A 25,051-nucleotide genomic window follows, 5' to 3' on the forward strand; every position below is an offset into this window, starting at 1 on the left:
CACACTTGTTTCTCTACCCCCAGGAACTCACAACGGATAACGCTATTGGCGGCGGGCGGGTTGCCTTGGCTTTTGAGTACGACGGCAGCAACTTTCATGGCTGGCAGCTACAGAAGTCCGGCGTTCGTTCGGTGCAGGCAGAGCTTGCGAAAGCCGTAGCAAAAGTCGCTGACCATCCCGTAGACCTTGTATGCGCCGGCCGTACCGATGCCCGCGTGCATGCAAGCTATCAGATCGCGCATTTCGAAACGCCTTCCATCCGTAACCTTCGCTCATGGGTTATGGGCATCAATACCGCTCTGCCGTTCGATATCGCTGTGCACTGGGCCGGTAATGGCAGTGATGATTTCCATGCTCGTTTTTCTGCAATTTACAGACGTTATCGCTACGTTATCTACAACAACCCGGTAAGGCCCGGGATCCAGCGGGGGCAGGTAAGCTGGACGTTTCGCGAGCTGGATGCAGAACGTATGAATGACGCAGCCCAGGCGCTTGTGGGAGAGCATGATTTCTCTTCTTTTCGCGCTGCCGGGTGTCAGTCCCGAACGCCTGTGCGCTTTCTTGAACAAATAAAGGTAACCCGGAACGGCAACTTCGTCGTAATTGATGTGCAGGCCAACGCTTTTCTGCACCACATGGTTCGGAATATTGCCGGGGCTCTGATGGATGTAGGTACCGGCAAACAGCCGGAGGCCTGGATTCGTGACATACTGCTTGCGAAAGATCGCACGCTTGCCGGAGTAACCGCGCCGCCTCATGGTTTGTATTTGGTCGACGTAGGGTATCCAGAAGGCTTTGATATACCTGCCGCCGAATGTGGCCCGGGTTTTTTGAGGCCCTGGTTCAGCCAGGCAGAGAACAGTCCGGTTTATCCAACGCACATTCACTCTAAACAACGGGTAAAAGTGCCATGAATGCACGCGTCAAAATTTGTGGTCTGACCCGTGTTGAGGATGTGAAAGCCGCTGTTGCAAGCGGGGCGGATGCGCTGGGGTTCGTGTTTTATGGTCCCAGCCCCCGTGCTGTGACCGTCGAGCAGGCTGAGCTGCTCGTCCGGCATGTTCCTGCGTTTGTGTCGGTTGTCGGGCTGTTTGTAAATCCATTGGAAGAGCAGGTCAGGGAAGTCCTTGAGCGCATTCCACTGGACTTGCTCCAATTCCATGGTGATGAGACGGCCGACTTCTGTGGCCTGTTTGGCCGTCGCTGGATAAAAGCTGTGCGCGTTCAGAGTGCAGGGCAGATTGAGCGGGCGTTTGCTGAATATCACTCAGCCGCCGGGCTGTTGGTGGATGCGTGGGACCCTCAGCGATACGGGGGTACCGGGCATTCATTCAACTGGGACCTGATCCCGCTGGAGCGTCCCCTGCCACTTATATTGGCCGGTGGGTTGTCATCTGATAACGTATTCCGGGCTGTCGAGCAGGTGAAGCCGTGGGCTGTGGATGTCAGCGGTGGCGTTGAAGAAAGTAAAGGCGTCAAAGACATCGAAAAAATTTCTGACTTTATTAGAGAGGTTCACCGTGTCTGTAAAACTGACTGAAGAAATGCTGACGGCACTGCCAGATGCGCGGGGGCATTTCGGCGCCTTTGGCGGGCGATTTGTTTCCGAGACATTGATGGATTCCCTGGTGACTCTTGAAAGGGAATATCTCCGGCTAAAAAAGGATCCTGAGTTTCAGGCTACCTTTGACAAGGATCTTGCTGATTATGTCGGCCGCCCAAGCCCGCTGTACTTTGCCGAGCGGCTGACTCGCGAGACCGGGGGAGCGCAGATCTGGTTAAAGCGGGAAGACCTTAATCACACGGGTGCGCACAAGATTAACAACACCATCGGTCAGGCGCTGCTGGCCAGCTTTCTGGGCAAAAAGCGGATCATTGCCGAAACTGGCGCTGGGCAGCATGGGGTTGCAACCGCTACTGTCTGTGCTCGCCTGGGGCTTGAATGCCACGTTTTCATGGGCGCTGAAGATGTCCAGCGCCAATCGCTGAACGTGTATCGCATGAAGCTTCTCGGGGCCCAGGTGCATGCGGTCCAGAGTGGAAGCCGTACGCTCAAAGATGCTATGAACGACGCGATGCGTGACTGGGTCACCTATGTTGATGAGACGTTTTACATCATCGGTACCGTCGCAGGCCCACATCCCTATCCGCTTCTGGTTCGTGATTTTCAGTCTGTTATCGGGCGTGAGACCCGCAGGCAGTCACTGGAAAAAACCGGAAAGCTCCCGGATGCCCTGGTGGCCTGTGTAGGCGGTGGCTCCAATGCTATCGGCATGTTTTATCCGTTCCTGACGGACGAATCCGTGGAGCTTTATGGTGTTGAAGCAGGCGGGCTTGGTATTGAGACCGGTCAGCATGCAGCGCCTTTGTGTGCTGGGCGCCCGGGTGTGCTTCATGGTAATCGCACCTACCTTATGGAAGACGAGAACGGCCAGATTGCTGGCACGCATTCGGTCAGTGCAGGGCTGGATTACCCCGGAGTCGGTCCTGAGCACAGCTGGTTAAAAGACATCGGGCGGGCCAACTATGTGTCGGTAACTGACGATGAGGCGCTGAAGGCGTTCCGTATGCTGACCCTGGTTGAAGGCATCATGCCAGCGCTGGAAACTGCTCACGCGGTAGCTTACGCAGTCAAGCTTGCAGCCACGATGGATAAAGACAAGATGGTCGTGATCAATATATCCGGTCGCGGCGACAAAGACATTCATACTGTCGCGCAGTTAGATGGTATTGAACTGTAAATAATGGTCTGAACAATCGACAGGAGCAGGCATGAGCCGAATTGAAGGGGTTCTCAAGACCCTCAAAGGACAGGGCCGCAAGGCGCTTATTCCCTTTATTACTGCCGGTGACCCCCACCCGGATGAGACTGTTGGCCTGATGCACACCATGGTTGATGCCGGTGTGGATATCATTGAGCTGGGTGTGCCGTTTTCTGATCCGATGGCCGACGGCCCGGTGATTCAGTTGGCCTGTGAGCGGGCGCTCAAACATGGCACATCTTTACGCCGCGTCCTGGCGATTGTGCGTGAGTTCAGAGAAACCAACAACAGCACTCCGGTGGTGTTGATGGGCTATATCAACCCCATTGAGGCTATGGGCTATGAAGCCTTTGCTGACGCGGCCGTGGAGGCTGGCGTGGATGGGGTTCTTACGGTGGACCTGCCACCGGAAGAGGCCGATGAAGTTGCACCTCTGTTCGCTCAGAGGGGGCTCGATCCGATTTTCCTGTTGGCACCAACGACAACCGACGAAAGAATTCGCGCAATTGCCGATCACTCTTCGGGATATGTGTACTATGTTTCATTTAACGGCGTAACCGGAGCTGCCAGAATAAACGTGGAAGAAGTAGCCGCGAAGGTTGCCCATATCCATGAATTGACGGCCCTGCCGGTTGGTGTCGGTTTCGGCATACGCGACGCAGAAACAGCCGCCGCCGTGGGACGGGTATCCGATGGTGTAATTGTTGGCAGTGTGCTGGTCGATACAATAGCCAGAAATCAGGCAGATATCGAAGAGCTTAAACGGGCACTGACGGATCTGCTCAACCCGATGCGTGAAGCACTGGATAGCCTGGCTTCCTGACCCGGAAGGTGAGGGGGAGCCGGAATCAAAGGACAGGATATAACCATGAGTAACTGGCTGGACAAGATAATGCCGGGCAAGATCCGCTCGGAATCCAATCGCAGAACAGGTGTTCCCGAAGGGCTTTGGAAAAAGTGTCCTAAGTGCGGCGCCTTTCTATACAAGCCGGAACTGGAGAAAAACCTGGATGTTTGCCCCAAATGCAATCATCACCTGAGGGTTGATGCTCGCCGTCGCCTCGACATTTTTCTTGATGCAGAGGGGCGTGAGGAAATTGGTGCCAACCTTGAACCTTGGGATCGGCTGAAGTTCAAGGATACCAAGCGCTACAAGGATCGGCTGGTGCAGGCTCAGAAAGCAACGGGCGAGAAAGATGCCCTTGTCGCCATGAAAGGCAAAACTCTGAACGTTCCGCTGGTGGCCTGTTCCTTTGAATTTGGCTTCATGGGCGGGTCTATGGGGCAGGTCGTTGGTGAAAAGTTCGTACAGGCCGCGAATGTTGCGCTTGCTGAGCGTATTCCTCTGGTCTGTTTTTCTGCAAGCGGCGGCGCCCGTATGCAGGAGGCGATTCTGTCACTCATGCAGATGGCCAAGACGGCCGCCGTGCTTGAGCGCATGAAGCAAGAGGGTATTCCGTACATTTCCGTGATGACGGACCCCGTTTTTGGCGGTGTGTCTGCGAGCCTGGCAATGCTGGGCGATCTCAATATTGCAGAACCCAATGCATTGATCGGGTTTGCAGGGCCCCGGGTCATTGAGCAGACGGTTCGTGAAAAGCTGCCTGAAGGTTTCCAGCGCAGTGAGTTCCTGCTGGAGCACGGCGCAATCGACATGATTCTGCACCGCCATCAGATGCGCGAACGTATTGCACACGTGCTGGCGAAGTTTACCGGGCAAGAGCGGCCCGATACGGAAGATCCAATCGAATTTGAAATAACGGAAAAGCCAGACATTGAACCCCCGGCAGAGTAAACAGAAACCCCAGCCCCTGAGCGCACCGGAGGCTGGGGCCACGCTTGATCAGTGGCTGTCCTGGCTAGAATCAATACACCCAACCGAGATTGATCTCGGGCTTGACCGGGTTCTGGTGGTTTTGCGTCGGTTGTTCCGGAAAAACCCCAGAGCACGAGTTATTACGGTTGCGGGTACCAACGGCAAGGGTAGTGCCGTTGCGACGCTTGAAATACTTCTTCAGGCTGCAGGCAGACGCACTGGTGCCTATACGTCTCCCCATCTTCAGAAATACAACGAGCGCATCCGTATCGACGGTCAGGATATTGATGATGCGACCCTGATCTCTGTGTTTGAAAAGGTGGAAGCGGCTCGTGGCTCTGTCTCACTCACTTACTTCGAGTTTGGCACGCTGGCGGCTTTTGTTGCACTGAGTGAATCCGGTGTGCAGGACTGGATTCTCGAGGTCGGCCTCGGTGGCCGCCTTGATGCAGTGAATGTGATAGATGCAGACTTGGCAATCATTACGTCCATCGATATTGATCATGTCGCGTTTCTCGGAGACAACCGGGAGGTTATCGGGTTTGAAAAAGCCGGTATTCTTCGCCCGGGCATCCCGGCCGTGGTTGCTGACATGGATCCGCCACGTTCGGTACTCCAGCAGGCAGCGGCTCAGAAGGTAGCGCTGGTTCGAGCAGGGCAAGACTACGAAATCCGTGAGGCTATTACGGATTCAGGTGGAATTGCTGCTGCCCTTCATATTCAGGGGAATACGTTCAGATTACCGTCGGGGCCGCTTCCGGTGGAGAGCGTAGCCGCTGCTGTTATGGCGCTGCGCGCACTCGAGCCTGACATGGAGCAGGCTGCGATTGAGGCTGTACTGGGTCATGCCAAAGCGCCAGGGCGGTTCGAACTTCTGCAACGCAAACCAGACCTGTATTTGGATGTTGGACATAACCCCCATGCTGCCACCTGGCTTTCAGCAAGGCTTCAGTTGTTAAAGGGTCTTGGCTGTAAGGTTCACGCGGTTTATGCCGCACTTGGCGACAAGGACGTGGAGGGCGTGGCTCAGGCGATGGCTTTGGTTGTCGACCGCTGGTATCTGGCCGGGCTTGATGTGCCGCGCGGCCTGGGTTCAGATGCGTTGCGGGTAAGGCTTGAATCCTGTGCGCTGGCTCAGGTGAGTGCGCATGATACTGTGGCCAGTGCCATTGCTGCAGCAAAGACAGACGCAGCAGCGAATGACATCATTATTGTATTTGGCTCGTTTTTCACGGTTGCAGAAGCGCGGATGCTTCTCCTCTGAGCCTGAGAGTCCTGGCGTCTTAAACTTTGTCCATGGCGCAGCGCAGAGCTTTGAGTTATGACAGGCGGGCAGTTAGTATGTGCCAGGTCAAACAGACGGGGAGTCAAGCAACGTGGATGGACTTAAGCAAAGAATAATCGGTGCGCTGGTTCTGGTTTCGCTGGCCGTTATCTTTGTGCCCATGGTTTTCGATGAACCTCACTCTGAGCGCACGTCTACTTCGATCAACATTCCAGAAGAACCACCTTTCCCGGAAGTTGCAGCTCCCGAGTCGGACATAGCGCCACCCCCCCCATACCAGCAAGACGATGCCGCAAGTGGTGATTCAGGCAGTCGGGACTATCGCATTCTGGAAAGTGATGGGCCAGCGGTGCAGTCTGTCCCTGATTCTCGCACTAACACAGCGCCCGAGCCCGAGGTAGCCGAGCCGGCAAAAGCGGCGCCAGCACCTTCCGCAAGCTTGCCAGAAAAGGCAGAGCCGACGAGTGCAGAGTTCACTCGTTCTCTGGAAGGCGCCTGGGTTGTTCAGCTAGGCAGTTTTGGCAACGGCGATAATGCTCGCCGCCTTCGGGACAAAGTGCGCGAAAAAGGTTACAACTCTCATCTTCAGGAGGTCGTTCGGGGTGATGCCACCCTGACACGGGTTTTCAGTGGTCCTTTTGCTGAAAAAGCCGAGGCTGAGTCTGCAAAACTAGAACTGGACGAGGCTTTCAGCCTGAACAGCCTTGTCACATCCGGCGACAAATAACCTGTTCAATCCGCTTTATATTGCTCCGGCGGTTTGGCGAACCGACGTTTCCTGATAGAATTCGCGCTTCCTTTTCTCCACCGGGATTTCCATGGAAGCGCTGATCTGGATTGACTGGGTCATCATCGCCCTGATTACAGTTTCCACTCTCATCAGTCTGAAACGGGGCTTCGTGAAAGAAGCGCTGTCTCTTGTGACGTGGGTGGGCGCATTCATACTTGCGCGAACCTTTCATCCCCAGATGCAAGCCCTACTTGAGAGCACGGTTGAAACGCCGCTTGCACGCCTTATTGCAGCGTTTGCCATTCTCTTTTTCGGAACGCTCATTGTCGGTGCCATAATCAACAACATGATCGGACACCTCGTCCGTGCTACCGGACTCTCTGCTACGGACAGAGTGCTGGGCATGGGGTTTGGCCTGCTACGCGGGATTGTTGTTGTTATTGTCGCGATCGCATTTATTCGTTACACCCCTCTGGCTCAGGACACCTGGTGGAGGACCTCCGTCATGATAGACCGCCTTGGAGTGGTTGAAGACTGGTCCAGGCGAACGTTTGGTGACGAGTTCGCCCGTTTCCTGGAACCGGAATCTCAGCAGGTCGTGGAACCCACGTCCGCATCCCGCTAACATTCAGAATTAACACTCGGAGATCACCTTATCCATGTGTGGCATTGTCGGCATCGTCAGTACTTCTCACGTAAATCAGTCGCTCTATGATGCGCTGACCGTACTTCAGCACCGGGGCCAGGATGCGGCGGGGATTGTTACCTTTCAGGATGAGCGCTTTTATCTGCGTAAGGATAATGGGCTGGTTCGCGACGTATTTCATACACGGCACATGCATCGACTGGTAGGCAATGTCGGTATAGGCCACGTGCGCTACCCGACTGCAGGCAGCTCCAGTTCCGCGGAGTCGCAACCATTCTATGTGAATAGCCCATACGGCATTACACTCGCCCACAATGGCAACCTGACCAACGCCGACGAACTCAGCCGGGACCTGTTCCGCACAGATCTTCGCCATATCAATACCAATTCGGATTCAGAAGTGCTGCTGAATGTTTTTGCGCATGAGCTGCAAAAGCTGCGCAAGCTTGATCCGACAAAGGAAGATGTTTTTTCAGCAGTCAGCGCGGTTCATCAGCGCTGCCGCGGTGCCTACGCGGTGATTGCCATGATTACCGGGTACGGAATCGTCGGCTTCCGGGATCCCAATGGCATTCGCCCGGTCTGTTATGGTGAACGTACGTCTGAGAGCGGCCGCAAGGAATACATGATTGCGTCTGAGAGCGTTGCCCTCAGCGCTGCCGGTTACACTCTGGTAAGGGATATCGCGCCAGGGGAGGCGGTTTACATCGAAACCGACGGCACTCTTTATACACAACAGTGCGCGCACAACCCCCGCTTGTACCCCTGTATTTTCGAGCATGTCTATTTTGCGCGGCCAGACTCCATTATTGACGGTGTTTCGGTATACAAAGCACGACTGCGGATGGGTGAGACTCTGGCAGACAAAATTTTACGGGAGTGCCCGGAGCACGATATTGATGTGGTTATGCCCATTCCTGATACCAGCCGGACATCGGCCTTGCAGATGGCGCATCGGTTGGGTGTGAAATTCCGTGAAGGCTTTATCAAAAACCGCTACATAGGTCGGACGTTTATCATGCCCGGCCAGACAATGCGTAAAAAGTCTGTGCGCCAGAAACTGAACCCGATTGATCTGGAGTTCCGCGGTAAAAATGTAATGCTGGTGGACGACTCTATTGTGCGGGGCACCACCTGTAAGGAGATTGTTCAGATGGCACGGGATGCCGGCGCCAGAAAAGTCTACTTTGCCTCGGCTGCGCCCCCGGTTCGCTACCCCAATGTTTACGGAATCGATATGCCATCGGCCAGTGAGCTGATTGCTCACGACAAGACTGTTGAGGAAATCCGTGAATTGATCGGAGCAGACTGGCTGCTGTATCAGGATCTGGAGGATCTGGTGACCTGTGTCAGCGATGTAAATGACAGCATAGATGGTTGGGAGTGTTCAGTGTTCACCGGGAATTATGTAACAGGTGATATTGACGCCGCCTATCTCAATCGCCTCGATGAAGCCCGCAATGACATCACGCGTTCCGGGGATGTAGACACCGGGTCGACGGATAACGGCATCATTGATCTCTACAACGACGAAGACTGAACTCAGAGCCTTTCCAGGAGACGCTCATGACTTTTCACCGCGAAGAAACTGTCCTGATTCCGGAATCGGATCTTGATGGTATGTCTTTGGACACACTGGCGGTGAGGGCAGGGCAGCTCCGAACCGGACAGCTTGAGCACAGCGATGCTATTTTTCCCACATCGAGTTTTGTATACACCAGCGCAGCGCAGGCCGCGGCTCGTTTCGGGGGAGAGGAACCGGGTAATATTTATTCCCGCTTTACCAATCCGACGGTTCAGGCTTTCGAGGGTCGCATTGCTGCAATGGAAGGAGGGGAGCGCGCTGTTGCAACCTCATCCGGTATGGCGGCTATTCTCAGCACCTGCATGGCACTGCTGAAAAGCGGTGATCATGTGATCTGCTCCCGTGGTGTGTTTGGAACAACCAACGTGCTGTTCCAGAAATACATGGCGAAGTTCGGCGTTGAAACAAGCTTTGTAAGCCTTACTGATCTTGACGAATGGAGTTCGGCTGTACGTCCGGACACCAGGATGCTGTTCATTGAGACTCCGTCCAACCCCCTCTGTGAGGTTGCGGACATGGAGGCGCTGGCAAAGCTTGCCCACGATAATGGTGCTCTGTTCGTTGTGGATAATTGTTTTTGCACGCCGGTGCTGCAGCGCCCTCTGGAACATGGTGCGGATATCGTGATTCACTCTGCAACCAAGTATCTGGATGGCCAGGGCCGCTGTGTGGGCGGTGTTGTGGTCGGCCCGACGAAGCTCATGGATGAAGTTTACGGTTTCCTGCGATCCGCAGGGCCCACGATGAGCCCCTTTAATGCATGGGTCTTCCATAAAGGCCTGGAAACCTTACCAATCCGTATGCGAGCCCACTGCGACAATGCGTTAGAGTTGGCAGCATGGCTGGAACAGCAACCGGAAGTGGAGCGAGTGTTTTACGCCGGGCTTGAAAGTCATCCCCAGCACGCGCTTGCAAAAAAGCAGCAGAAAGGTTTTGGTGGCGTGCTGGCGTTTTGCCTTAAGGGTGGCCGTGAGGAAGCCTGGAAATTCATTGATGCAACACGGATGATTTCAATTACGGCAAACCTCGGCGATGTTAAAACCACGATTACGCATCCGGCGACGACAACCCACGGGCGATTGTCGCCGGAAGACAAATCCGGAGCGGGCATAACCGAGAACCTGTTACGACTCTCGGTTGGTATCGAAGCAGTCGAAGACCTGAAAACGGACTTGCATAGAGGCTTTCAGGCGCTTCAGAACGCAAGCAACACTTAACGTTTGAGCATTCATGGCCGAATCTGCAAAAGCGAAGACATCACCACAGGAACTGACAGAGAAACAACTCCGCTTTCGCCGCCTGGCAGCACAGGGGGCGCGTGAGGGAGCGGTGATCGGTCTGATAGCTCTATGTATCTATCTGGCCATGGCTCTTGTGACTTTTAATCCTGCAGACCCGGGCTGGGCCAGCATCGGCCATGAGACCAGCGTGCTTAATGCAGCTGGCCGCTCCGGGGCTTGGCTTGCCAGCCTGCTGCGGGATTTCTTTGGCCATGTTGCCTACCTGTTCCCGATGATGGTGGCAGGCTATGCCCTTATGCTGATCCGCCGCAGAAATGACTCATTGGATCTGCACTGGCCCTTATTTATGATGAGGTTTGGTGGATTTCTGCTAATCCTGCTGTCGGCCACTAGCCTCCTGTCCCTTTACTCTGTATTCGGGCTGGGTGCTACTTCAGGTGGGGTGCTGGGGGCCACCGTTTCGGATGCCATGGTTCGTTTCTTCAACCTGCCGGCAACAACGTTACTGCTCATCGCTATATTTCTATTTGCCCTGACCGTTACCGTGGGACTTTCATGGTTCTGGCTGATGGACCAGTTGGGCGGCCTTACGCTTCGCTTTGGGCAATCACTGAAAAAGCTCGCTGCCTCCGACAAAGCAAAACCGGTGCAAGAGAAAACATCTGCCCCGATGCAAAAAGCAGATCCGTCGAAGGCACAACCGGCTGCTGCAAACAGCAGCGCCCGGGCGGGTGCAGAACAAGAGCTCTCCCATAAGCGCTGGTGGCAGTGGATTCCGGGATTTGGGCCGCGCATGAAAACCAAGCCGCAAAAGCCCGCGAGCGAGCGCCTGGAACCAGGTCTTGAAGGCTTCTCCGCCGGTCAGGAGCCCGAACCGGCACGGCTCGAGAGTTTCAGTTCCCGGGATGAGACGCCTGCAAAGACAGCCAGACAGCCTGCGGCTTCGGATAAAGGAAAATCGCCTTCCGCGAGTGGCCGGTCGCTGAAAATATCGCCGTTCAAAAAAGATGAGCAGTCGCCACAGGCCAGTAATGGAAAAAGCACTCAACCTTCTTTGCTTGAAGACATAGAGAGCCCGATTCCTCCCATCTCCCTGCTTGATCCCCCTGAGGAACGCAAAGAAAGCGGCTACTCAGAGGAAGCACTCGAGCACATGTCGCGCCTGCTTGAGGAAAAACTGGCTGATTTCGGCGTTTCGGTTGAGGTGGTTGAGGTTAATCCAGGGCCGGTGATCACGCGGTTCGAGATAAAACCGGCAGCAGGCGTTAAGGTCAGCAAAATATCCAACCTCGCCAAGGATCTGGCCCGTTCACTGGCAGTGCTTAGCGTCAGGGTTGTGGAAGTTATCCCGGGTAAATCCGTGGTCGGTATCGAAATTCCCAATGAGACGCGGGAGATTGTCCGCCTCAGCGAAGTTCTGAGTTCGCGGGTGTTCACTGAGTCCAGTTCGGCGCTGACAATGGCGCTTGGCAATGACATCGGCGGCAACCCCATGGTTGCAAACCTTGCCAAAATGCCCCACCTGCTCGTTGCTGGCACCACCGGCTCCGGTAAATCGGTTGGTGTGAACGCAATGCTGCTGAGCATGCTGTTGAAGGCGGGCCCGGAGGAAGTTCGCTTCATCATGGTTGATCCCAAGATGCTTGAACTCAGCATCTATGACGGTATTCCCCACCTGTTGGCGCCGGTTGTTACCGACATGAAAGAGGCCGCAAATGCACTGCGCTGGTGTGTGGCGGAAATGGAGCGCAGGTACCGTGTCATGGCTACCCTGGGTGTCCGTAACGTTGCAGGCTATAACCGAAAGGTAAAAGATGCAGCGGCGGCCGGAGAGCCGCTTCTCGACCCGTTCTGGAAGCCGGATGAATATCTGGCCAACGATGAACAGGAGCGCCCGGAACTGGAGACGCTGCCGTTCATCGTGGTGGTTATTGATGAGTTCGCCGACATGATGATGATTGTCGGCAAAAAAGTGGAAGAACTGATTGCGCGGATAGCGCAGAAGGCGAGGGCGGCTGGTATTCATCTGATTCTGGCAACCCAGCGGCCATCGGTGGATGTGATTACAGGTTTGATCAAGGCCAACATTCCCACCCGCATGTCGTTCCAGGTCTCTTCCAAGATCGATTCCCGCACCGTGCTGGATCAGGGCGGCGCAGAGCAACTCCTGGGGCATGGCGACATGCTTTACCTGCCACCGGGATCCGGTCTGCCCGTCCGGGTGCACGGCGCGTTTGTGGATGATGATGAGGTTCACCGTGTAGTGAGCGCCTGGAAAGCCAGGGGTGAGCCTGTTTACGTTGACGATGTGCTCAATGGCGCAGAGGGCGAGAACCTCCCGGGTGTACCCACCTTGTCGGATGGCGGCGACAGTGAAAGTGATGCGCTCTTCGATGAAGCAGTTGCCTTTGTGACTGAAGGTCGTCGGGTATCGATTTCCTCCGTACAGCGAAAGTTCAAAATAGGTTATAACCGGGCAGCCAATCTGGTTGAGGCCATGGAAGCATCAGGAGTGGTCAGTTCAGCGGGCCATAACGGTGCTCGTGAAGTCCTGGCCCCGCCCCCACCGAGAGACTAGGAGCCGTACATTATGCAACAATTTTTCCTCAAGCCCGTGCTGGCGCTGATTGTGGCGCTTACGTTCAGTAGTTCACTGATGGCTGCAGGTAAAGAGGGTTCCGCTGCCGAGCTCGCCTCTTTGCTGAAAAGTTATGAAACCTATCAGGCCGACTTTATCCAGATTGTGGTAAATGAAAATGGCGGCAAAGTGCAGGAAACCCGTGGCTTACTGAAGGCCAAAAGGCCGGGCCTGTTTTATTGGGAAACCCGTGCGCCCATGTCTCAGTTTATCGTCAGTAACGGGGAAAGCGTGCAACTCTACGACCCCGACCTCGAGCAGGTAACCGTGCACAACCTGGACGACCGTGTTCAGACCACGCCTGCACTGCTGCTGAGCGGAGAGGTGGATAACCTGGAAGAAACCTATCGGGTTTCCGGTCGTCAGGTCAGTGATGACACCCGCGAATTTACGCTCGAACCAAAAAGTGAGGATTCGCTATTTGTATCCCTGCGGCTGACGTTCTTCAAGAATGAACTGCAGGAGATGCGTATGCAGGATTCCCTGTCGCAACTCAGCGTGCTCAGCTTTGACCACATTCGGCTTAACGAAACGGTTGATAACAGCGTGTTTACGCTTGAATACCCGGAGGGTGTCGACGTGATCGGGGACGCAGGCTGAAATGCAGAGCAGCCTGTTCACCGAGCAGATCGGTTTTCGGCCTCTGGCGGCGCGCATGCGCCCGGAAAGCCTTGATGATTACGTGGGGCAAATGCATCTTGTGGGGCCCGGAAAACCGCTTCGAAGAGCGGTAGAGCAAGGCCAGCTCCACTCCATGATTCTCTGGGGCCCGCCGGGAGTGGGCAAAACGACCTTTGCAAGGCTTCTTGCGAGCGTCAGCGATCTCAGTTTTGAAACGGTTTCTGCGGTTCTCAGCGGCGTAAAGGATATCCGCGCCATCGTCGAGCGCGCGCGCAACCGCAAGCTTTCGCAAGGCCAGGATACACTCCTTTTCGTGGATGAGGTCCACCGGTTCAACAAGAGCCAGCAGGATGCGTTTCTTCCGCATATTGAAGATGGCACCTTTATTTTCGTGGGCGCCACCACCGAGAACCCCTCTTTTGAACTGAACAGTGCCCTGCTTTCCCGTACCCGTGTCTATGTCCTCAAGAATCTCGAAGAAGCGGATATTCTCCAGCTGCTGACTCGGGCTCTGAGCTCAGAAGAAGGCTTTGGCGGTGAACTTGCGGTTTCTGACGATGTGCTTAGCGTGATGGCATCGGCATCCGGCGGGGACGCCAGGCGGGCGCTGAACATTCTCGAGATCTCTGCCGATCTGGCGGAGCCGGACAGCGACGGGAAAAGCCGGGTAACCGCAGAGCACCTTGAGCAGGTGATGCAAACCAGTTTGCGCCGTTTTGATAAAGGCGGAGACGTGTTTTACGATCAGATATCGGCGTTGCACAAGTCGGTCAGGGGCTCGGACCCCGATGGCTCGTTGTATTGGCTTTGCCGGATGCTTGATGGGGGCTGCGATCCCTTATACGTCGCTCGCCGTCTGGTGCGAATCGCAAGCGAGGATATCGGCAACGCCGACCCTAGAGCCCTGCAGCTGAGCATGGAAGCCTGGGACGCTCAGGAGCGGCTGGGGAGCCCGGAAGGGGAGCTTGCTCTGGCTCAGGCAGTGACGTATCTCGCCCTCGCACCGAAAAGCAACGCGGTTTATAAAGCGTTCAATCAGTGCATGGCAGATATTCATCAGGATCCTGATTACGAGGTCCCCGTGCACTTGCGCAACGCTCCTACCAAACTCCTCAAGAGCATGGGTCACGGTGACTCCTATCGATATGCCCACGACGAAGCGCATGCATTCGCCGCAGGGGAGTCCTACCTGCCGGATGCCATCCATCAGCGCAGGTACTATGAGCCGGTAGATCGAGGTCTGGAAATAAAGCTTTCCGAAAAGCGTCAGAGGCTCGACGCCCTCAATGAACAAAGCCCCAGAAAACGCCACACCTGACCTGCATATAACCTTAGCTGTCGGCGCTAGCCAGCAGCGTCGGCACAGGTATAATGGTGGGTTATTCTACATACATCGCAAACCGGAAAATTCAGGATAACCATGCTCGATCCCAAACTCGTCCGTAACCAGACTGAAGAGATTGCCCGCCGGCTGGCCATCAAGAACTTCGTTTTTGACGTAGCTGCCTTTGAGCAGCTAGAAGAGCGTCGCCGGGGCATGCAGGTGCGCACTGAAACCTTGCAGGGCGAGCAAAACAAAAAGTCGAAGTCTATTGGTAAGGCCAAGGCCTCAGGGGAAGATATTCAGCCGCTGCTGGATGAAGTGGAGAGCCTGAAGTCCCGTAAATCAGAAGCCGAGGAAGAGCTGCGCACGTTGCAGGAAGAACTTAACGGCTTTCTGGCAGGGATACCGAACCTTCCGGATGAGGGTGTGACTGCCGGAGACAGCGAGGAAGACAACGTTGAAGTTCGCACCTGGGGTACACCAAAAACGTTTGATTTCGAGCCCAAAGACCACGTTGCTCTGGGAGAGAGCCTTGGGGGCCTGGATTTTGAAACCGCTACCCGCTTGGCCCATTCCCGCTTTGCGGTGATGCGTGGGCAGATTGCGCGACTGCATCGCGCGCTTGCACAATTCATGTTGAACCTGCACACAGACGAACACGGTTACTCTGAAACTTATGTACCTTATCTGGTAAACGCAGATGCTCTTTACGGCACCGGCCAGCTACCCAAGTTCGAGGAAGACCTGTTTAAAATGCAGGGAGAGCACCCGCTTTACCTGATTCCTACCGCGGAAGTACCGGTTACCAACCTGGTTTCAGACACCATTCTTGATGCGGCAGAATTGCCACTTAAAATGGTTTGCCATACGCCCTGTTTCCGAAGTGAAGCCGGCTCTTATGGCCGTGATACCCGCGGCATGATCCGCCAGCATCAGTTCGACAAGGTTGAGCTGGTACAGGTGGTGCGCCCTGAAGATTCTGATGCTGCTCTGGATGCATTGACTGGCCATGCCGAAAAAGTCCTTCAGTTGCTGGAGTTACCTTATCGGCTGGTTGCCCTGTGCGGCGGCGATATGGGCTTTTCTGCTGCGAAAACCTACGACATTGAAGTCTGGTTGCCGGGGCAGAGCAAGTATCGGGAAATCTCGTCTTGCTCCAATACCCGCGACTTCCAGGCACGCCGAATGGGCGCCCGTTGGCGCAATCCGGAAACCGGTAAGCCCGAGCCAGTGCATACCCTGAACGGCTCCGGCCTGGCGGTAGGTCGTGCCCTGATAGCGGTTATGGAAAACTACCAGCAAGCAGACGGCAGCATTCTTGTTCCCAGAGTACTCAAGCCCTACATGGGCGGCGTTGAGCGTATTCAGTGACAGATAAGTTCCGAAACCAGCCGGGGAAGGGCGTTGGAGCAATGTCCGCTCCGGTTCGTTACAGAACAAACCCTGTCACCTCGAATCCGAACAGCTCCGCTGGGGAGGTTGCTCTTGTAGGTGCTGGCCCCGGGGACCCGGAACTGTTGACGCTGAAAGCCTGGCGACTCATTACGTCGGCAGAGGTTGTGCTCTACGACCGGCTGGTGTCACCGGAAATTCTCGCGCTGATTCCGGAAACGGCTGAAATGATCCATGTGGGTAAACAGCGCGCCAATCACGCCTTGCCGCAGGATCAGATAAACCAGAGGCTGGTGGACCTGGCAAAAAAAGGTTATAGGGTTGTCCGGCTCAAGGGCGGGGATCCGTTTATATTTGGCCGTGGCGGTGAGGAAATTGAAACTTTGGCTAGCGCCGGCGTCCGGTTTCAGGTTGTACCCGGCATTACGGCTGCCTCAGGCTGCGCTGCATACGCCGGTATTCCACTGACCCATCGCGAATATGCTCAGTCGGTGCGTTTTGTAACCGGTCACCTGAAAAATAATACCTGCGATTTGCCCTGGAAAGACTTCGTACAGAACAAACAGACGCTGGTGTTTTATATGGGGCTGGTTGGCCTGCCAATCATCTGTGAGCAACTTGTACTGCACGGTATGTCGATGGATATGCCTGTCGCTCTGGTTTCCAAGGGCACCACGAGGGAACAGCACGTGGTTACCGGTAACCTGGAAACGATTGTGCGGAGAGTAAACGAAGAAAAGGTTCAGGCGCCAACGCTCGTTATTGTTGGCCATGTGGTCGCGTTAAGGGATCGGCTGGACTGGGTAGGGGGCTTGCCAACCCAGCCGGCCTGACAGGATTCAGACTGCTTTACGGCCAGGCAGAACGTCCTTGAGCTTGTTGCGCATATCCCGAATGGCTTTTTCGGTCGTTGCCCAGTCGATGCAGGCATCGGTCACCGATACGCCGTATTGCAGGTCTGCCAGATTTTCCGGAATAGACTGGTTGCCCCAGTTGATGTTGCTTTCAATCATAAGGCTCTGGATAGACGTGTTGCCTTCGAGGATCTGGTGGCTGACATCCTGCATAACCAGTGGCTGAATGGCCGGATCTTTGCTGGAGTTAGCGTGGCTGCAGTCCACCATGATGGATTTGCGCAATCCGGCTTTATCAAGAGCCTGTTCGCAAAGTGTGACGCTGACCGAGTCGTAATTGGGCTTTCCGCCACCCCCGCGCAGAACAACATGACCATACCGGTTGCCTTTGGTGCGGATAATGGCCACCTGGCCCTGTTGGTCAATGCCCAGGAAACTGTGTGGATAGGAAACAGACTTCATGGCATTCACAGCAACATCCAAGTTGCCATCAGTGCCGTTCTTGAAACCGATTGCCATGGAAAGACCACTGCTCATCTCGCGATGAGTCTGGGACTCTGTGGTCCGGGCACCAATCGCAGACCACGCAATCGTGTCCTGCAGATACTGGGGTGAAATCGGATCCAGGGCTTCGGTTGCCACCGGCAGCCCGAGTTCGTTGATATCAAGCAACAGGCGCCGGCCCAACTGGAGGCCGCGCTCAATATCAAAAGTGTCATTCAGGTGCGGGTCGTTGATCAGACCTTTCCAGCCAACTGTTGTTCGCGGCTTTTCAAAATACACACGCATAACGATCAGCAGGGTGTCACTGACTTCATCGGCAAGTTTTTTGAGGCGGGCGGCGTAATCACGGGCGGCGTCCGCGTCGTGAATAGAGCAGGGGCCTACAACCAGGAACAAGCGGTGGTCTTTGCCGTCAATAATGTCGTAAATCGCCTGACGGCCGTCAGTGACAGTTTGGGCCGCGCTGCCCGAGAGTGGCATATCCTGTTTGAGCGTTTCAGGGGTGATCAGTGTTTCCTGGCTCGCCACGTTCAAATCTTCAAGTTTATTGCCGGACATTTTCTGCTGTTTCCCCGATTCTTATCGTTACAATAGCGCCGGACTTGGTTGTGGCCAACCCCGGTGAGTTCGTTATACTGCTTTATTTACAAGGCCTTTTCAACGCTTCTTGAGCACGGGGAATGGATGTCACAAAACAGGCCGAAGTCGCACCAGGTGGCCTCGCGGAAGGCGGTTGCCGAGAAAATTGACGATGTGCTTGCCGGTATTCGGGTCCCCGACCTGCCTTATCCCGCCGGGAAACTCTCGCCAGAAGCAATAAGTGACTGGCAACCCATGCTGTTTTCTTGCTGGACGGAGCAGCGGAACGAGCGAGTAACCCATGTTCTTCGCTCTGTAAACCTTGACTGGTCAGTGCGTCAGATCAATTCGGCTTATGTAGCGGATCGCATCATGGATGTGTTCCTGAAAACCAGCGGACTTCACCCTCAGATTGCCCAACGTATTGCACGGTTGAGATTCTATCTTGCGTGGCGCATGAATCTGAACGGCAAGCAGGCTTTCAGCGATACGTTACTGGTCTGGCTTGACAGTCTCCAGGAATGGCGAGGCTGGAGTGATTCTGGCGGGCGCTCATCCAAAGCTCTGTTGGACCAACTGGATGCGTTGGTTGTCGCAGTTTCTGCGGGGTTCGAAGCAGGCACTACCGATACCGTCGATGCTTTCTGCATGCAATGGCAGGGTGAGTCGCTCAGGCGCAATGCGCAGACAGGCAAACTGCGTCAGCGGTTGCTCGAAACAGAGCAGGGCGCAGCACGCCAAAGGCGCGCAGATCAGACTTCCAGGGCGCTGATCGGGCGCGCTTTGCAGGGGCGAAAACTTCCACAACCAGTACTCCATTTTATTTTTGATCACTGGCAACGATTGCTGAAACAGGCTGTGTGGGACGTTGGGGTTAAAGGTGAAACCTGCCGGCATGGCAGCAAACTGCTTGAATGGCTGGTGTGGGTGGGCGACCCATCGCTCTCCGATAAGGACAGAGACCGGTTGTATCACGTGGGTGAACAACTAGGCGACCGGCTCGCAGATGTGTGGAGCCGGGTATTTGATCATCCCCTGACGCCTAATGCACTCGCCGGCATCGGAACCGTCATGATGTCAAGATTGCGTGGAGAAATACCCGAGTTGGTTGACGCTTTACCGGACACCGGGAGCTTTTCATGGAACTCTGACTGGCTCAGTTTTGAAGCACCCCGAAACGCTGAATTTCAGGCCTTTGAGGAAAGATGGTTTGTTGAAGGTGAAGGTGCAGCAGAGCAGCGCCGTTATTTCTGTGCCCTGCTTGAAGACACCGCGGAAATCCTCTGGACTAACGGTACTGGAGTAAAGCTTGGCCTGCAGCCTTGGCATGTGTTCTGCCAGGCCCAGGCTGCAGGCAGTATTCGCCCGTTGCCGGCCCAGAGACCGTTTGGCGAGGTCCTTGGGGAAACAGTGAATCTGTTGGCTGGGGCATGTGAAAAACAGCGTAGGCAGCGTGAACAAGCCGCAGAAGCAGCCAGAGCCCGTGCCGATGTCCTGCGACGGGAGCGGGAGGCAGAAGAATTGAAGCGCCAGGAGCAGGAGGCCGCGCGGCAGGCAACCCTGGAACGCCAGCGACACGAGGCAGAGCACAAGCGCCTGGCGGATGAGCAAGCTGAGCAGGAACGGCTGTACAGCGAAAAGACAGCTCTTGCGCAAAAGCAGGTAGACAATATAAATCTTGGTGGCTGGATTCTGGAGGAATCGGGCCTGCCGGAAACTGAATCTGTCAGGCTCAAGCTGGCTGTTCGCACAAATGCATCCCGCAAGCTGATATTTGTGGATCGGTTGGGGCTGAATCGTCGCGAATTTCTGGAAGATGAATTGGTGTTGGGTATCGTTGAAGAGCGCATCCGGGTTCTGGGCGGTGCCGCTGAGTTTGATGACACTCTGAGCAGAGTAGTGGGGCGTATTCGTGTCGGACGGAACTGATGGAACAACGAAAAGCCAGGAATAATAATGAAAGATACTGACTATACATTTGGTACACGTGACGACCCGCCTGGCGGGCAGGACAACCGTTTGCATTACCGTTTGACGGCACGTGCACGGGTTTCGCTGGAACTGGAAGCAAGCGATCCGGAACGCCGGGGAGTGCCAGGCACGTCCGGGCGGGAACTGGTATGTGGTGTGCGCGATCTGTCTGCAAACGGTCTCCGGTTGCTCTCTGGTGAGCAGCTTTCAGCGGGCGCCTTGCTCCCAGCTTCTGTTTCACTGGGTAACCAGGCAGAATTCTTCAGACTGACAGTTGAAGTAATCTGGTGTCGCCCGGATGGGCCAGACTATTTGGTGGGATTAAGAATTATCGACTCCGATCAGACCGCATACGTTGAATGGGCAGAGGCTGTTGCGACCGTCATGGAAACGTTCTAAGCGCAGAATTTCAGGGTGAGGGCTTTACAAAAAGGACGGGGGAAAGAGACCAGGGAGCCAGCATAGACTGGCTCCCTGCTTTACGGCTTAATCTTCAGATGTTGATTCTTCCAGTTCGCCCATGCCGGTAATGTTGAACCCGGCATCCACGTACATGATCTCACCGGTAATACCGCTGGCCATATCGGAGGTCAGGAAGGCGGCAGCATTGCCCACTTCGTCCGTGGTCACATTCCTGCGCAACGGTGCGCGCCTTGCGTTTTCCGCCAGCATCTTGCGGAAGCTCTTGATGCCAGACGCCGCAAGGGTCCTGATGGGCCCTGCAGAAATACCGTTCACCCGGATACCATCCCGGCCAAGGCTCGCAGCCATGTAGCGCACGTTTGCTTCCAGCGATGCTTTGGCAAGCCCCATCACGTTGTAGTTCTGAAGAACTTTTTCGGCGCCCAGATAGCTCAGAGTCAGCAGTGAGCTGCCCTCGTGCATCATGGGCCGGGCACCCTTGGCCAGGGCGACAAAGCTGTAGGAACTGATGTCGTGGGCAATCTTGAAGCCCTCGCGAGTGGTTACATCAACGTAGTTACCGTCAAGTTCGTGCGCTGGTGCAAAGCCAACAGCGTGGACGATAATGTCGATGTTATCCCAGTGCTTGCCCAGCTCTTTAAAAACGTTCTCGATTTCTTCATCGCTGGCTACGTCGCAAGGAAAGGTCAGTGTGCTGCCCCATCCTGCGGCGAACTTTTCTACTCTGGGTTGCAGCTTTTCATTCTGGTAGGTGAAGGCCAATTCCGCGCCTTCGCGGGCAAAGGCTTCCGCAATGCCGTATGCGATTGACAGTTTGCTGGCTACGCCAACAATCAGCGCTTTCTTGCCACTGAGTATTCCCATGGGTCGTTCTCCCTGTGTTCCTGATTTTGGTGCATTATCCCCGAAGTATCCCGGCAGGAGTAACGCTCAAATAGTCGTAGTGATGGTGGCATCTTTCTGTTGATAGAAAAACGCCGCTTGAAGTAACTCTTGTGTGTATTGCTCTGCGGGTGCGCGGAAAATCTCACCGGCATCCCCATATTCCACAACCGCGCCCTGATTCAGCACCAGCAATTTGTGGCTGAGCGCCCGTACAACGGCCAGATCATGGCTGATAAAGATATAGCTTAGACCATAGCGGGCCTGAATATCCCGAAGCAGCTCGATAACCTGTTTCTGAACCGTTCGGTCCAAAGCTGAGGTAGGCTCATCCAGAATAATAAGGTCTGGCTGAAGAACCAGCGCCCGGGCAATGGCAATGCGCTGACGCTGCCCGCCTGAAAATTCATGGGGGTAGCGGTGCCTTGCCTCAGGATCAAGCCCCACATCGCTCAGGGCCGCAATGACCTTCTGGTCGTGGGCTTGAGTGTTTTCAGGATCGTGTATTTCCAGCCCTTCTCGCACAATTTCAGCAACGGACATGCGCGGACTCAGGCTGCCAAAGGGGTCCTGGAAAACGATCTGTATGCGTCGCCGCCAGGGCCGGAATGCGCTCTGATCCAGCCCTGCCAGCTCCTGCCCGTCTAACCTTATGCTGCCTGTACTGGCTGTCAGCTTGATAAGGGCATGGCCAATCGTCGTTTTTCCGCTGCCGCTCTCACCCACAATGCCGAGAGTCTGACCCTGTTCGAGCGTGAAATTGACTCGTTTAACCGCGTGAAAATACTCTTTTACTTTGCCGAATAACCCTCTTCGAGTCGGAAACCGGACATCCAGATTACTTACGTTAAGCAGGGGTTTACCACTCTCGGGTTGAGCCAAGGGGGCTTCCGGGGGCTCAGCATCCATTAGTTTTCGGGTGTAGGGGTGGCTGGGTGCTGCAAACAGCGCCGCAGTTTCTCCCTGCTCAACCAGTTTTCCATGCTCCAGCACCGCAACCCGGCTGGCGTAGCGGCGTACAATGGTCAGGTCATGGGTAATCAGGAGAATCGCCATGCCGAGCTTCTGCTGCAGGCCCTGAAGCAATTCCAGCACCTGCTTCTGAACCGTCACATCCAGGGCGGTGGTTGGCTCATCGGCGATCAGCAAGTCTGGCTCGTTGGCCAGAGCCATAGCAATCATTACCCGCTGCTTCTGGCCACCGGAAAGCTGGTGTGGATAAGCGCCAAGCTTGCTTTCCGGGTTATCGATGCCGACCAGTTGCAACAGCTCCAGGCAGCGCTCTCTGGCTTGGGGGCCGCGCATACCTTTGTGCAGCTCCAGCGTTTCGCTGACTTGTTTCTCCACGCTATGCAGAGGGTTGAGGGATGTCATGGGTTCCTGGAAAATCATGCTGATCTCCCGCCCGCGAACCTGGCGCATCCGTTTCACTGGCGCCTGCAGAAGGTTTTCACCGCGATAGCGGATCTCACCGCTGGGATAGCTGGCATGCTGCTCGTCCAGCAGTCGCAGAACCGATAACGCAGTGACGGATTTGCCCGAGCCACTTTCGCCAACCAAGGCCAGAGTCTCACCCTGTTGCAGGCTGAGTGACAGAGAATCCACTGCGTTCTTGCCCTGGTTGAAGCAGATCGAGAGATTGGTTATCTCTAACAACTCACTCATATCAGCTCGCTCTTATCCGCTCTTGCGTGGGTCGAAGGCATCACGCACAGCTTCGCCTACAAAAACCAGCAGGGTCAGCATCAGTGATAGGGAAACGAATGCCGAAATACCCAGCCAGGGGGCATGGAGATTGGCCTTGCCCTGGGCAATCAGCTCCCCAAGGGACGGCGAGCCAGAGGGCAAACCGAAGCCAAGGAAGTCCAGGGAGGTAAGGGCGGTAATGGCGCCAGTCAGGATAAACGGCAAAAATGTCAGCGTCGCCACCATGGCGTTGGGAAGAATATGGCGGAACATGATTTTTCGGTTATCCAGCCCGAGTGCCCGGGCCGCTTTCACGTATTCAAAGTTCCGGGCTCTCAGAAACTCAGCGCGAACCACATCAACTAACCCCATCCAACTGAACAGCAACATGATCCCCAGCAGCCACCAGAAGTTAGGCTGCACTATGCCTGAGAGAATAATCAGAAGGTATAGGACCGGCAGACCTGACCAGATTTCGATAAAGCGCTGGCCGATCAAATCAATCTTGCCACCGTAGAAGCCCTGTATGGCACCTACCAAAACTCCAACGATACAGCTGGCAATGGTGAGCGTTAGCCCGAACAACACGGAAATACGGAAGCCGTAGATCACACGCGCAGCTACATCACGCCCCTGGTCGTCCGTGCCAAGCCAGTTTACCGCGCTGGGTGGTGCAGGCGAGGGCACATCAAGGTTGTAATTGATGGTGTCATAGGTGAAGCGAATGGGCGGCCAGAGCATCCAACCATTGGCCAGAATTTCATCAGAGATGAACGGGTCCCGGTATTCCGCATCCGTGGGCAGGAAGCCGCCAAAAACCTCTTCAGGCACCCTCTCCACAACCGGAAAATACAGAGTGTCATGATAGGAAATCATAAGCGGCTTGTCGTTGGCGATCAGTTCGGCCACCAGTGTCAGACCGAAAATTGCCAGGAATACCCATAAAGACCAGAAGCCACGACGGTTATTGCGGAAGTTTCGTAAACGGCGTTGTTGAATCGGAGTCAGCGCCTTCATGTTACGCGCCCTCCCGGCTTTCAAAGTCGATGCGAGGATCTACCAGTACATAGGTGATGTCGCTGATCAGTTTGAGTGCCAGGCCCATCAGGGTAAATATAAACAAGGTGCCAAAAATCACCGGGTAATCCCGGTTAAGAGCGGCCTCGAAACCGAGAAGGCCAAGGCCATCCAGCGAGAAAATGACCTCAATCAACAGAGACCCCGTGAAGAACAGGGAGACCAGCACTCCTGGCAGGCTGGCAATAACGATCAGCATGGCGTTACGGAACACGTGCCCGTATAGAACCTGTTTCTCATCAAGGCCTTTGGCTCTGGCCGTCACGACATAATGCTTACCGATTTCATCGAGAAATGAGTTCTTGGTGAGCAGGGTCAGTGTGGCAAAGCCGCCAATAACGTTAGCGGTTACCGGTAAAACAAGATGCCAGAAATAATCCCCGACTTTCTGATACCAGTTGAGCTGGTCAAAGTCGGATGACGTTAGTCCGCGCAAAGGGAACCAGTCGAAGTAGCTGCCTCCGGCAAACAGAACAATCAGCAGAATAGCGAACAGGAAACCCGGAATGGCATAGCCGATCACGATAGCGGAACTGCTCCAGACGTCGAAACGGGAACCGTCTGAAACCGCTTTGCGAATTCCCAGAGGTATGGATATGAAGTAGATAATGAGCGTAGACCAGAGCCCAATAGAGATGGAGACGGGCATTTTGTCCACAATCAGTTCGGCGACGCTTTTTTCCCGGAAGAAGGAATCGCCGAAATTGAAGGTGGCGTAGTCCTTTAGCATTTTGAAGAAACGCTCGTGTGCCGGTTTATCGAAGCCGTACATCACTTCGATTTCTTTCAGCATTTCGTCGGGAATCCCGCGGGAGCCGCGTCGATCACCGGAAGCGCTGGAAACCTCCGCCCCTGTGTCGCCACCGGAGGCCCGTGCCAACGCGCTACCGCCATGGCCTTCCATTTCGGCAATCAGTTGCTCAACCGGTCCGCCAGGGGCTGCCTGGACGATCACGAAGTTGAGCAGCAGAATGCCGATCAGGGTAGGAATAATCAGCGCCAGGCGCCGGAGTATGTAGATGCCCATTTAGCGGC

21 protein-coding genes and 1 pseudogene are annotated in these 25,051 nt (G+C 55.1%); 17 read left to right on the forward strand and 5 right to left on the reverse strand.

Annotated features, from left to right (window positions below; translation table 11 throughout):
• Nucleotides 1-5: 5 nt before the first annotated feature.
• The 15 genes and pseudogenes from truA to cobA all read left to right on the forward strand — a co-directional run.
• Nucleotides 6-914 carry a tRNA pseudouridine(38-40) synthase TruA gene (gene truA / locus BUA49_RS10870; RefSeq protein ID WP_072797294.1) on the forward strand — a complete coding sequence of 303 codons (909 nt, stop codon included), beginning with the start codon at nt 6-8 and terminating at the stop codon, nt 912-914.
• Nucleotides 911-1,540, forward strand: coding sequence for a phosphoribosylanthranilate isomerase (locus BUA49_RS10875; RefSeq protein ID WP_072797295.1), 630 nt, complete (start codon nt 911-913; stop codon nt 1,538-1,540). The genes truA and BUA49_RS10875 overlap by 4 nt, the downstream gene beginning before the upstream one ends.
• Entirely contained in the window at nt 1,533-2,741 is a 1,209-nt protein-coding gene (trpB, locus tag BUA49_RS10880) for a tryptophan synthase subunit beta (RefSeq protein WP_407656695.1), read from the forward strand. The genes BUA49_RS10875 and trpB overlap by 8 nt, the downstream gene beginning before the upstream one ends.
• Nucleotides 2,742-2,772: 31 nt before the next feature.
• Nucleotides 2,773-3,585, forward strand: a complete 813-nt coding sequence (gene trpA, locus BUA49_RS10885; protein ID WP_072797298.1) for a tryptophan synthase subunit alpha — start codon at nt 2,773-2,775, stop codon at nt 3,583-3,585.
• Between the two features lie 45 nt (nt 3,586-3,630).
• The gene (gene accD / locus BUA49_RS10890; protein ID WP_072797304.1) at nt 3,631-4,557 is read left to right on the forward strand and encodes an acetyl-CoA carboxylase, carboxyltransferase subunit beta; all 927 of its coding nucleotides are present in this window, start codon (nt 3,631-3,633) and stop codon (nt 4,555-4,557) included.
• Nucleotides 4,538-5,842: a bifunctional tetrahydrofolate synthase/dihydrofolate synthase gene (folC, locus tag BUA49_RS10895; protein ID WP_072797305.1), complete on the forward strand. Its 1,305-nt coding sequence runs from the start codon at nt 4,538-4,540 to the stop codon at nt 5,840-5,842. The genes accD and folC overlap by 20 nt, the downstream gene beginning before the upstream one ends.
• A 112-nt stretch (nt 5,843-5,954) precedes the next feature.
• Nucleotides 5,955-6,590, forward strand: a complete 636-nt coding sequence (locus BUA49_RS10900) for an SPOR domain-containing protein (RefSeq protein WP_072797306.1) — start codon at nt 5,955-5,957, stop codon at nt 6,588-6,590.
• A 91-nt stretch (nt 6,591-6,681) separates the two neighbouring features.
• Nucleotides 6,682-7,218 carry a CvpA family protein gene (locus BUA49_RS10905; protein WP_072797307.1) on the forward strand — a complete coding sequence of 179 codons (537 nt, stop codon included), beginning with the start codon at nt 6,682-6,684 and terminating at the stop codon, nt 7,216-7,218.
• A gap of 34 nt (nt 7,219-7,252) precedes the next feature.
• On the forward strand, nt 7,253-8,779 hold the full coding sequence (gene purF / locus BUA49_RS10910; protein ID WP_072797308.1) for an amidophosphoribosyltransferase: 1,527 nt from the start codon (nt 7,253-7,255) through the stop codon (nt 8,777-8,779).
• A gap of 26 nt (nt 8,780-8,805) precedes the next feature.
• A complete protein-coding gene (locus BUA49_RS10915) occupies nt 8,806-10,041 on the forward strand; it encodes an O-succinylhomoserine sulfhydrylase (protein ID WP_072797309.1) in 1,236 nt (411 codons plus the stop codon).
• A 13-nt stretch (nt 10,042-10,054) separates the two neighbouring features.
• Entirely contained in the window at nt 10,055-12,643 is a 2,589-nt protein-coding gene (locus BUA49_RS10920) for a DNA translocase FtsK (RefSeq protein ID WP_072797310.1), read from the forward strand.
• A gap of 12 nt (nt 12,644-12,655) precedes the next feature.
• The gene (gene lolA / locus BUA49_RS10925) at nt 12,656-13,303 is read left to right on the forward strand and encodes an outer membrane lipoprotein chaperone LolA (protein WP_072797311.1); all 648 of its coding nucleotides are present in this window, start codon (nt 12,656-12,658) and stop codon (nt 13,301-13,303) included.
• 1 nt (nt 13,304) lies between these two features.
• Nucleotides 13,305-14,642: a replication-associated recombination protein A gene (locus BUA49_RS10930; RefSeq protein ID WP_072797312.1), complete on the forward strand. Its 1,338-nt coding sequence runs from the start codon at nt 13,305-13,307 to the stop codon at nt 14,640-14,642.
• A gap of 102 nt (nt 14,643-14,744) precedes the next feature.
• The gene (gene serS, locus BUA49_RS10935; RefSeq protein ID WP_072797313.1) at nt 14,745-16,019 is read left to right on the forward strand and encodes a serine--tRNA ligase; all 1,275 of its coding nucleotides are present in this window, start codon (nt 14,745-14,747) and stop codon (nt 16,017-16,019) included.
• A 95-nt stretch (nt 16,020-16,114) separates the two neighbouring features.
• Nucleotides 16,115-16,873 (forward strand): annotated as a pseudogene (cobA, locus tag BUA49_RS10940) (uroporphyrinogen-III C-methyltransferase); the annotation flags it as partial.
• A gap of 6 nt (nt 16,874-16,879) precedes the next feature.
• Here the strand turns inward: cobA and BUA49_RS10945 are convergent.
• On the reverse strand, nt 16,880-17,956 hold the full coding sequence (locus BUA49_RS10945; protein WP_072797315.1) for a 3-deoxy-7-phosphoheptulonate synthase: 1,077 nt from the start codon (nt 17,954-17,956) through the stop codon (nt 16,880-16,882).
• Between the two features lie 126 nt (nt 17,957-18,082).
• On the opposite strand from BUA49_RS10945, the gene BUA49_RS10950 reads away from it, so the two are divergent.
• Together BUA49_RS10950 and BUA49_RS10955 are read left to right on the forward strand one after the other, a co-directional pair.
• On the forward strand, nt 18,083-19,906 hold the full coding sequence (locus tag BUA49_RS10950) for a DUF1631 family protein (RefSeq protein ID WP_072797316.1): 1,824 nt from the start codon (nt 18,083-18,085) through the stop codon (nt 19,904-19,906).
• A gap of 27 nt (nt 19,907-19,933) precedes the next feature.
• Nucleotides 19,934-20,347 carry a PilZ domain-containing protein gene (locus tag BUA49_RS10955; RefSeq protein WP_072797317.1) on the forward strand — a complete coding sequence of 138 codons (414 nt, stop codon included), beginning with the start codon at nt 19,934-19,936 and terminating at the stop codon, nt 20,345-20,347.
• A gap of 87 nt (nt 20,348-20,434) precedes the next feature.
• On the opposite strand, the gene BUA49_RS10960 is transcribed toward BUA49_RS10955, so the two are convergent.
• The 4 genes from BUA49_RS10960 to BUA49_RS10975 all read right to left on the reverse strand — a co-directional run bounded on the left by BUA49_RS10960 (nt 20,435) and on the right by BUA49_RS10975 (nt 25,043).
• Nucleotides 20,435-21,235 (reverse strand): enoyl-ACP reductase FabI, encoded by an 801-nt coding sequence (locus tag BUA49_RS10960; protein ID WP_072797318.1) that lies wholly within the window; start codon nt 21,233-21,235, stop codon nt 20,435-20,437.
• A gap of 66 nt (nt 21,236-21,301) precedes the next feature.
• The gene (locus tag BUA49_RS10965) at nt 21,302-22,918 is read right to left on the reverse strand and encodes an ABC transporter ATP-binding protein (RefSeq protein WP_072797319.1); all 1,617 of its coding nucleotides are present in this window, start codon (nt 22,916-22,918) and stop codon (nt 21,302-21,304) included.
• Between the two features lie 12 nt (nt 22,919-22,930).
• Nucleotides 22,931-23,956, reverse strand: a complete 1,026-nt coding sequence (locus BUA49_RS10970; protein WP_072797320.1) for an ABC transporter permease — start codon at nt 23,954-23,956, stop codon at nt 22,931-22,933.
• A 1-nt stretch (nt 23,957) separates the two neighbouring features.
• On the reverse strand, nt 23,958-25,043 hold the full coding sequence (locus tag BUA49_RS10975) for a microcin C ABC transporter permease YejB (RefSeq protein WP_072797321.1): 1,086 nt from the start codon (nt 25,041-25,043) through the stop codon (nt 23,958-23,960).
• Nucleotides 25,044-25,051 lie beyond the last annotated feature (8 nt).

Origin of the sequence: Marinobacter antarcticus (assembly GCF_900142385.1) — a bacterium.
GTDB lineage: Bacteria > Pseudomonadota > Gammaproteobacteria > Pseudomonadales > Oleiphilaceae > Marinobacter > Marinobacter antarcticus.

What these genes read in the sequence shown, in the direction of transcription:
- BUA49_RS10875 (WP_072797295.1), top strand. Translation starts at nt 911, where the DNA reads ATGAATGCACGCGTCAAAATTTGTGGTCTGACCCGTGTTGAGGATGTG.
- trpA (WP_072797298.1), top strand. Translation starts at nt 2,773, where the DNA reads ATGAGCCGAATTGAAGGGGTTCTCAAGACCCTCAAAGGACAGGGCCGC.
- accD (WP_072797304.1), top strand. Translation starts at nt 3,631, where the DNA reads ATGAGTAACTGGCTGGACAAGATAATGCCGGGCAAGATCCGCTCGGAA.
- BUA49_RS10905 (WP_072797307.1), top strand. Translation starts at nt 6,682, where the DNA reads ATGGAAGCGCTGATCTGGATTGACTGGGTCATCATCGCCCTGATTACA.
- purF (WP_072797308.1), top strand. Translation starts at nt 7,253, where the DNA reads ATGTGTGGCATTGTCGGCATCGTCAGTACTTCTCACGTAAATCAGTCG.
- BUA49_RS10915 (WP_072797309.1), top strand. Translation starts at nt 8,806, where the DNA reads ATGACTTTTCACCGCGAAGAAACTGTCCTGATTCCGGAATCGGATCTT.
- BUA49_RS10920 (WP_072797310.1), top strand. Translation starts at nt 10,055, where the DNA reads ATGGCCGAATCTGCAAAAGCGAAGACATCACCACAGGAACTGACAGAG.
- lolA (WP_072797311.1), top strand. Translation starts at nt 12,656, where the DNA reads ATGCAACAATTTTTCCTCAAGCCCGTGCTGGCGCTGATTGTGGCGCTT.
- BUA49_RS10930 (WP_072797312.1), top strand. Translation starts at nt 13,305, where the DNA reads ATGCAGAGCAGCCTGTTCACCGAGCAGATCGGTTTTCGGCCTCTGGCG.
- serS (WP_072797313.1), top strand. Translation starts at nt 14,745, where the DNA reads ATGCTCGATCCCAAACTCGTCCGTAACCAGACTGAAGAGATTGCCCGC.
- BUA49_RS10945 (WP_072797315.1), bottom strand. Translation starts at nt 17,956, where the DNA reads ATGTCCGGCAATAAACTTGAAGATTTGAACGTGGCGAGCCAGGAAACA.
- BUA49_RS10950 (WP_072797316.1), top strand. Translation starts at nt 18,083, where the DNA reads ATGTCACAAAACAGGCCGAAGTCGCACCAGGTGGCCTCGCGGAAGGCG.
- BUA49_RS10955 (WP_072797317.1), top strand. Translation starts at nt 19,934, where the DNA reads ATGAAAGATACTGACTATACATTTGGTACACGTGACGACCCGCCTGGC.
- BUA49_RS10960 (WP_072797318.1), bottom strand. Translation starts at nt 21,235, where the DNA reads ATGGGAATACTCAGTGGCAAGAAAGCGCTGATTGTTGGCGTAGCCAGC.
- BUA49_RS10965 (WP_072797319.1), bottom strand. Translation starts at nt 22,918, where the DNA reads ATGAGTGAGTTGTTAGAGATAACCAATCTCTCGATCTGCTTCAACCAG.
- BUA49_RS10970 (WP_072797320.1), bottom strand. Translation starts at nt 23,956, where the DNA reads ATGAAGGCGCTGACTCCGATTCAACAACGCCGTTTACGAAACTTCCGC.
- BUA49_RS10975 (WP_072797321.1), bottom strand. Translation starts at nt 25,043, where the DNA reads ATGGGCATCTACATACTCCGGCGCCTGGCGCTGATTATTCCTACCCTG.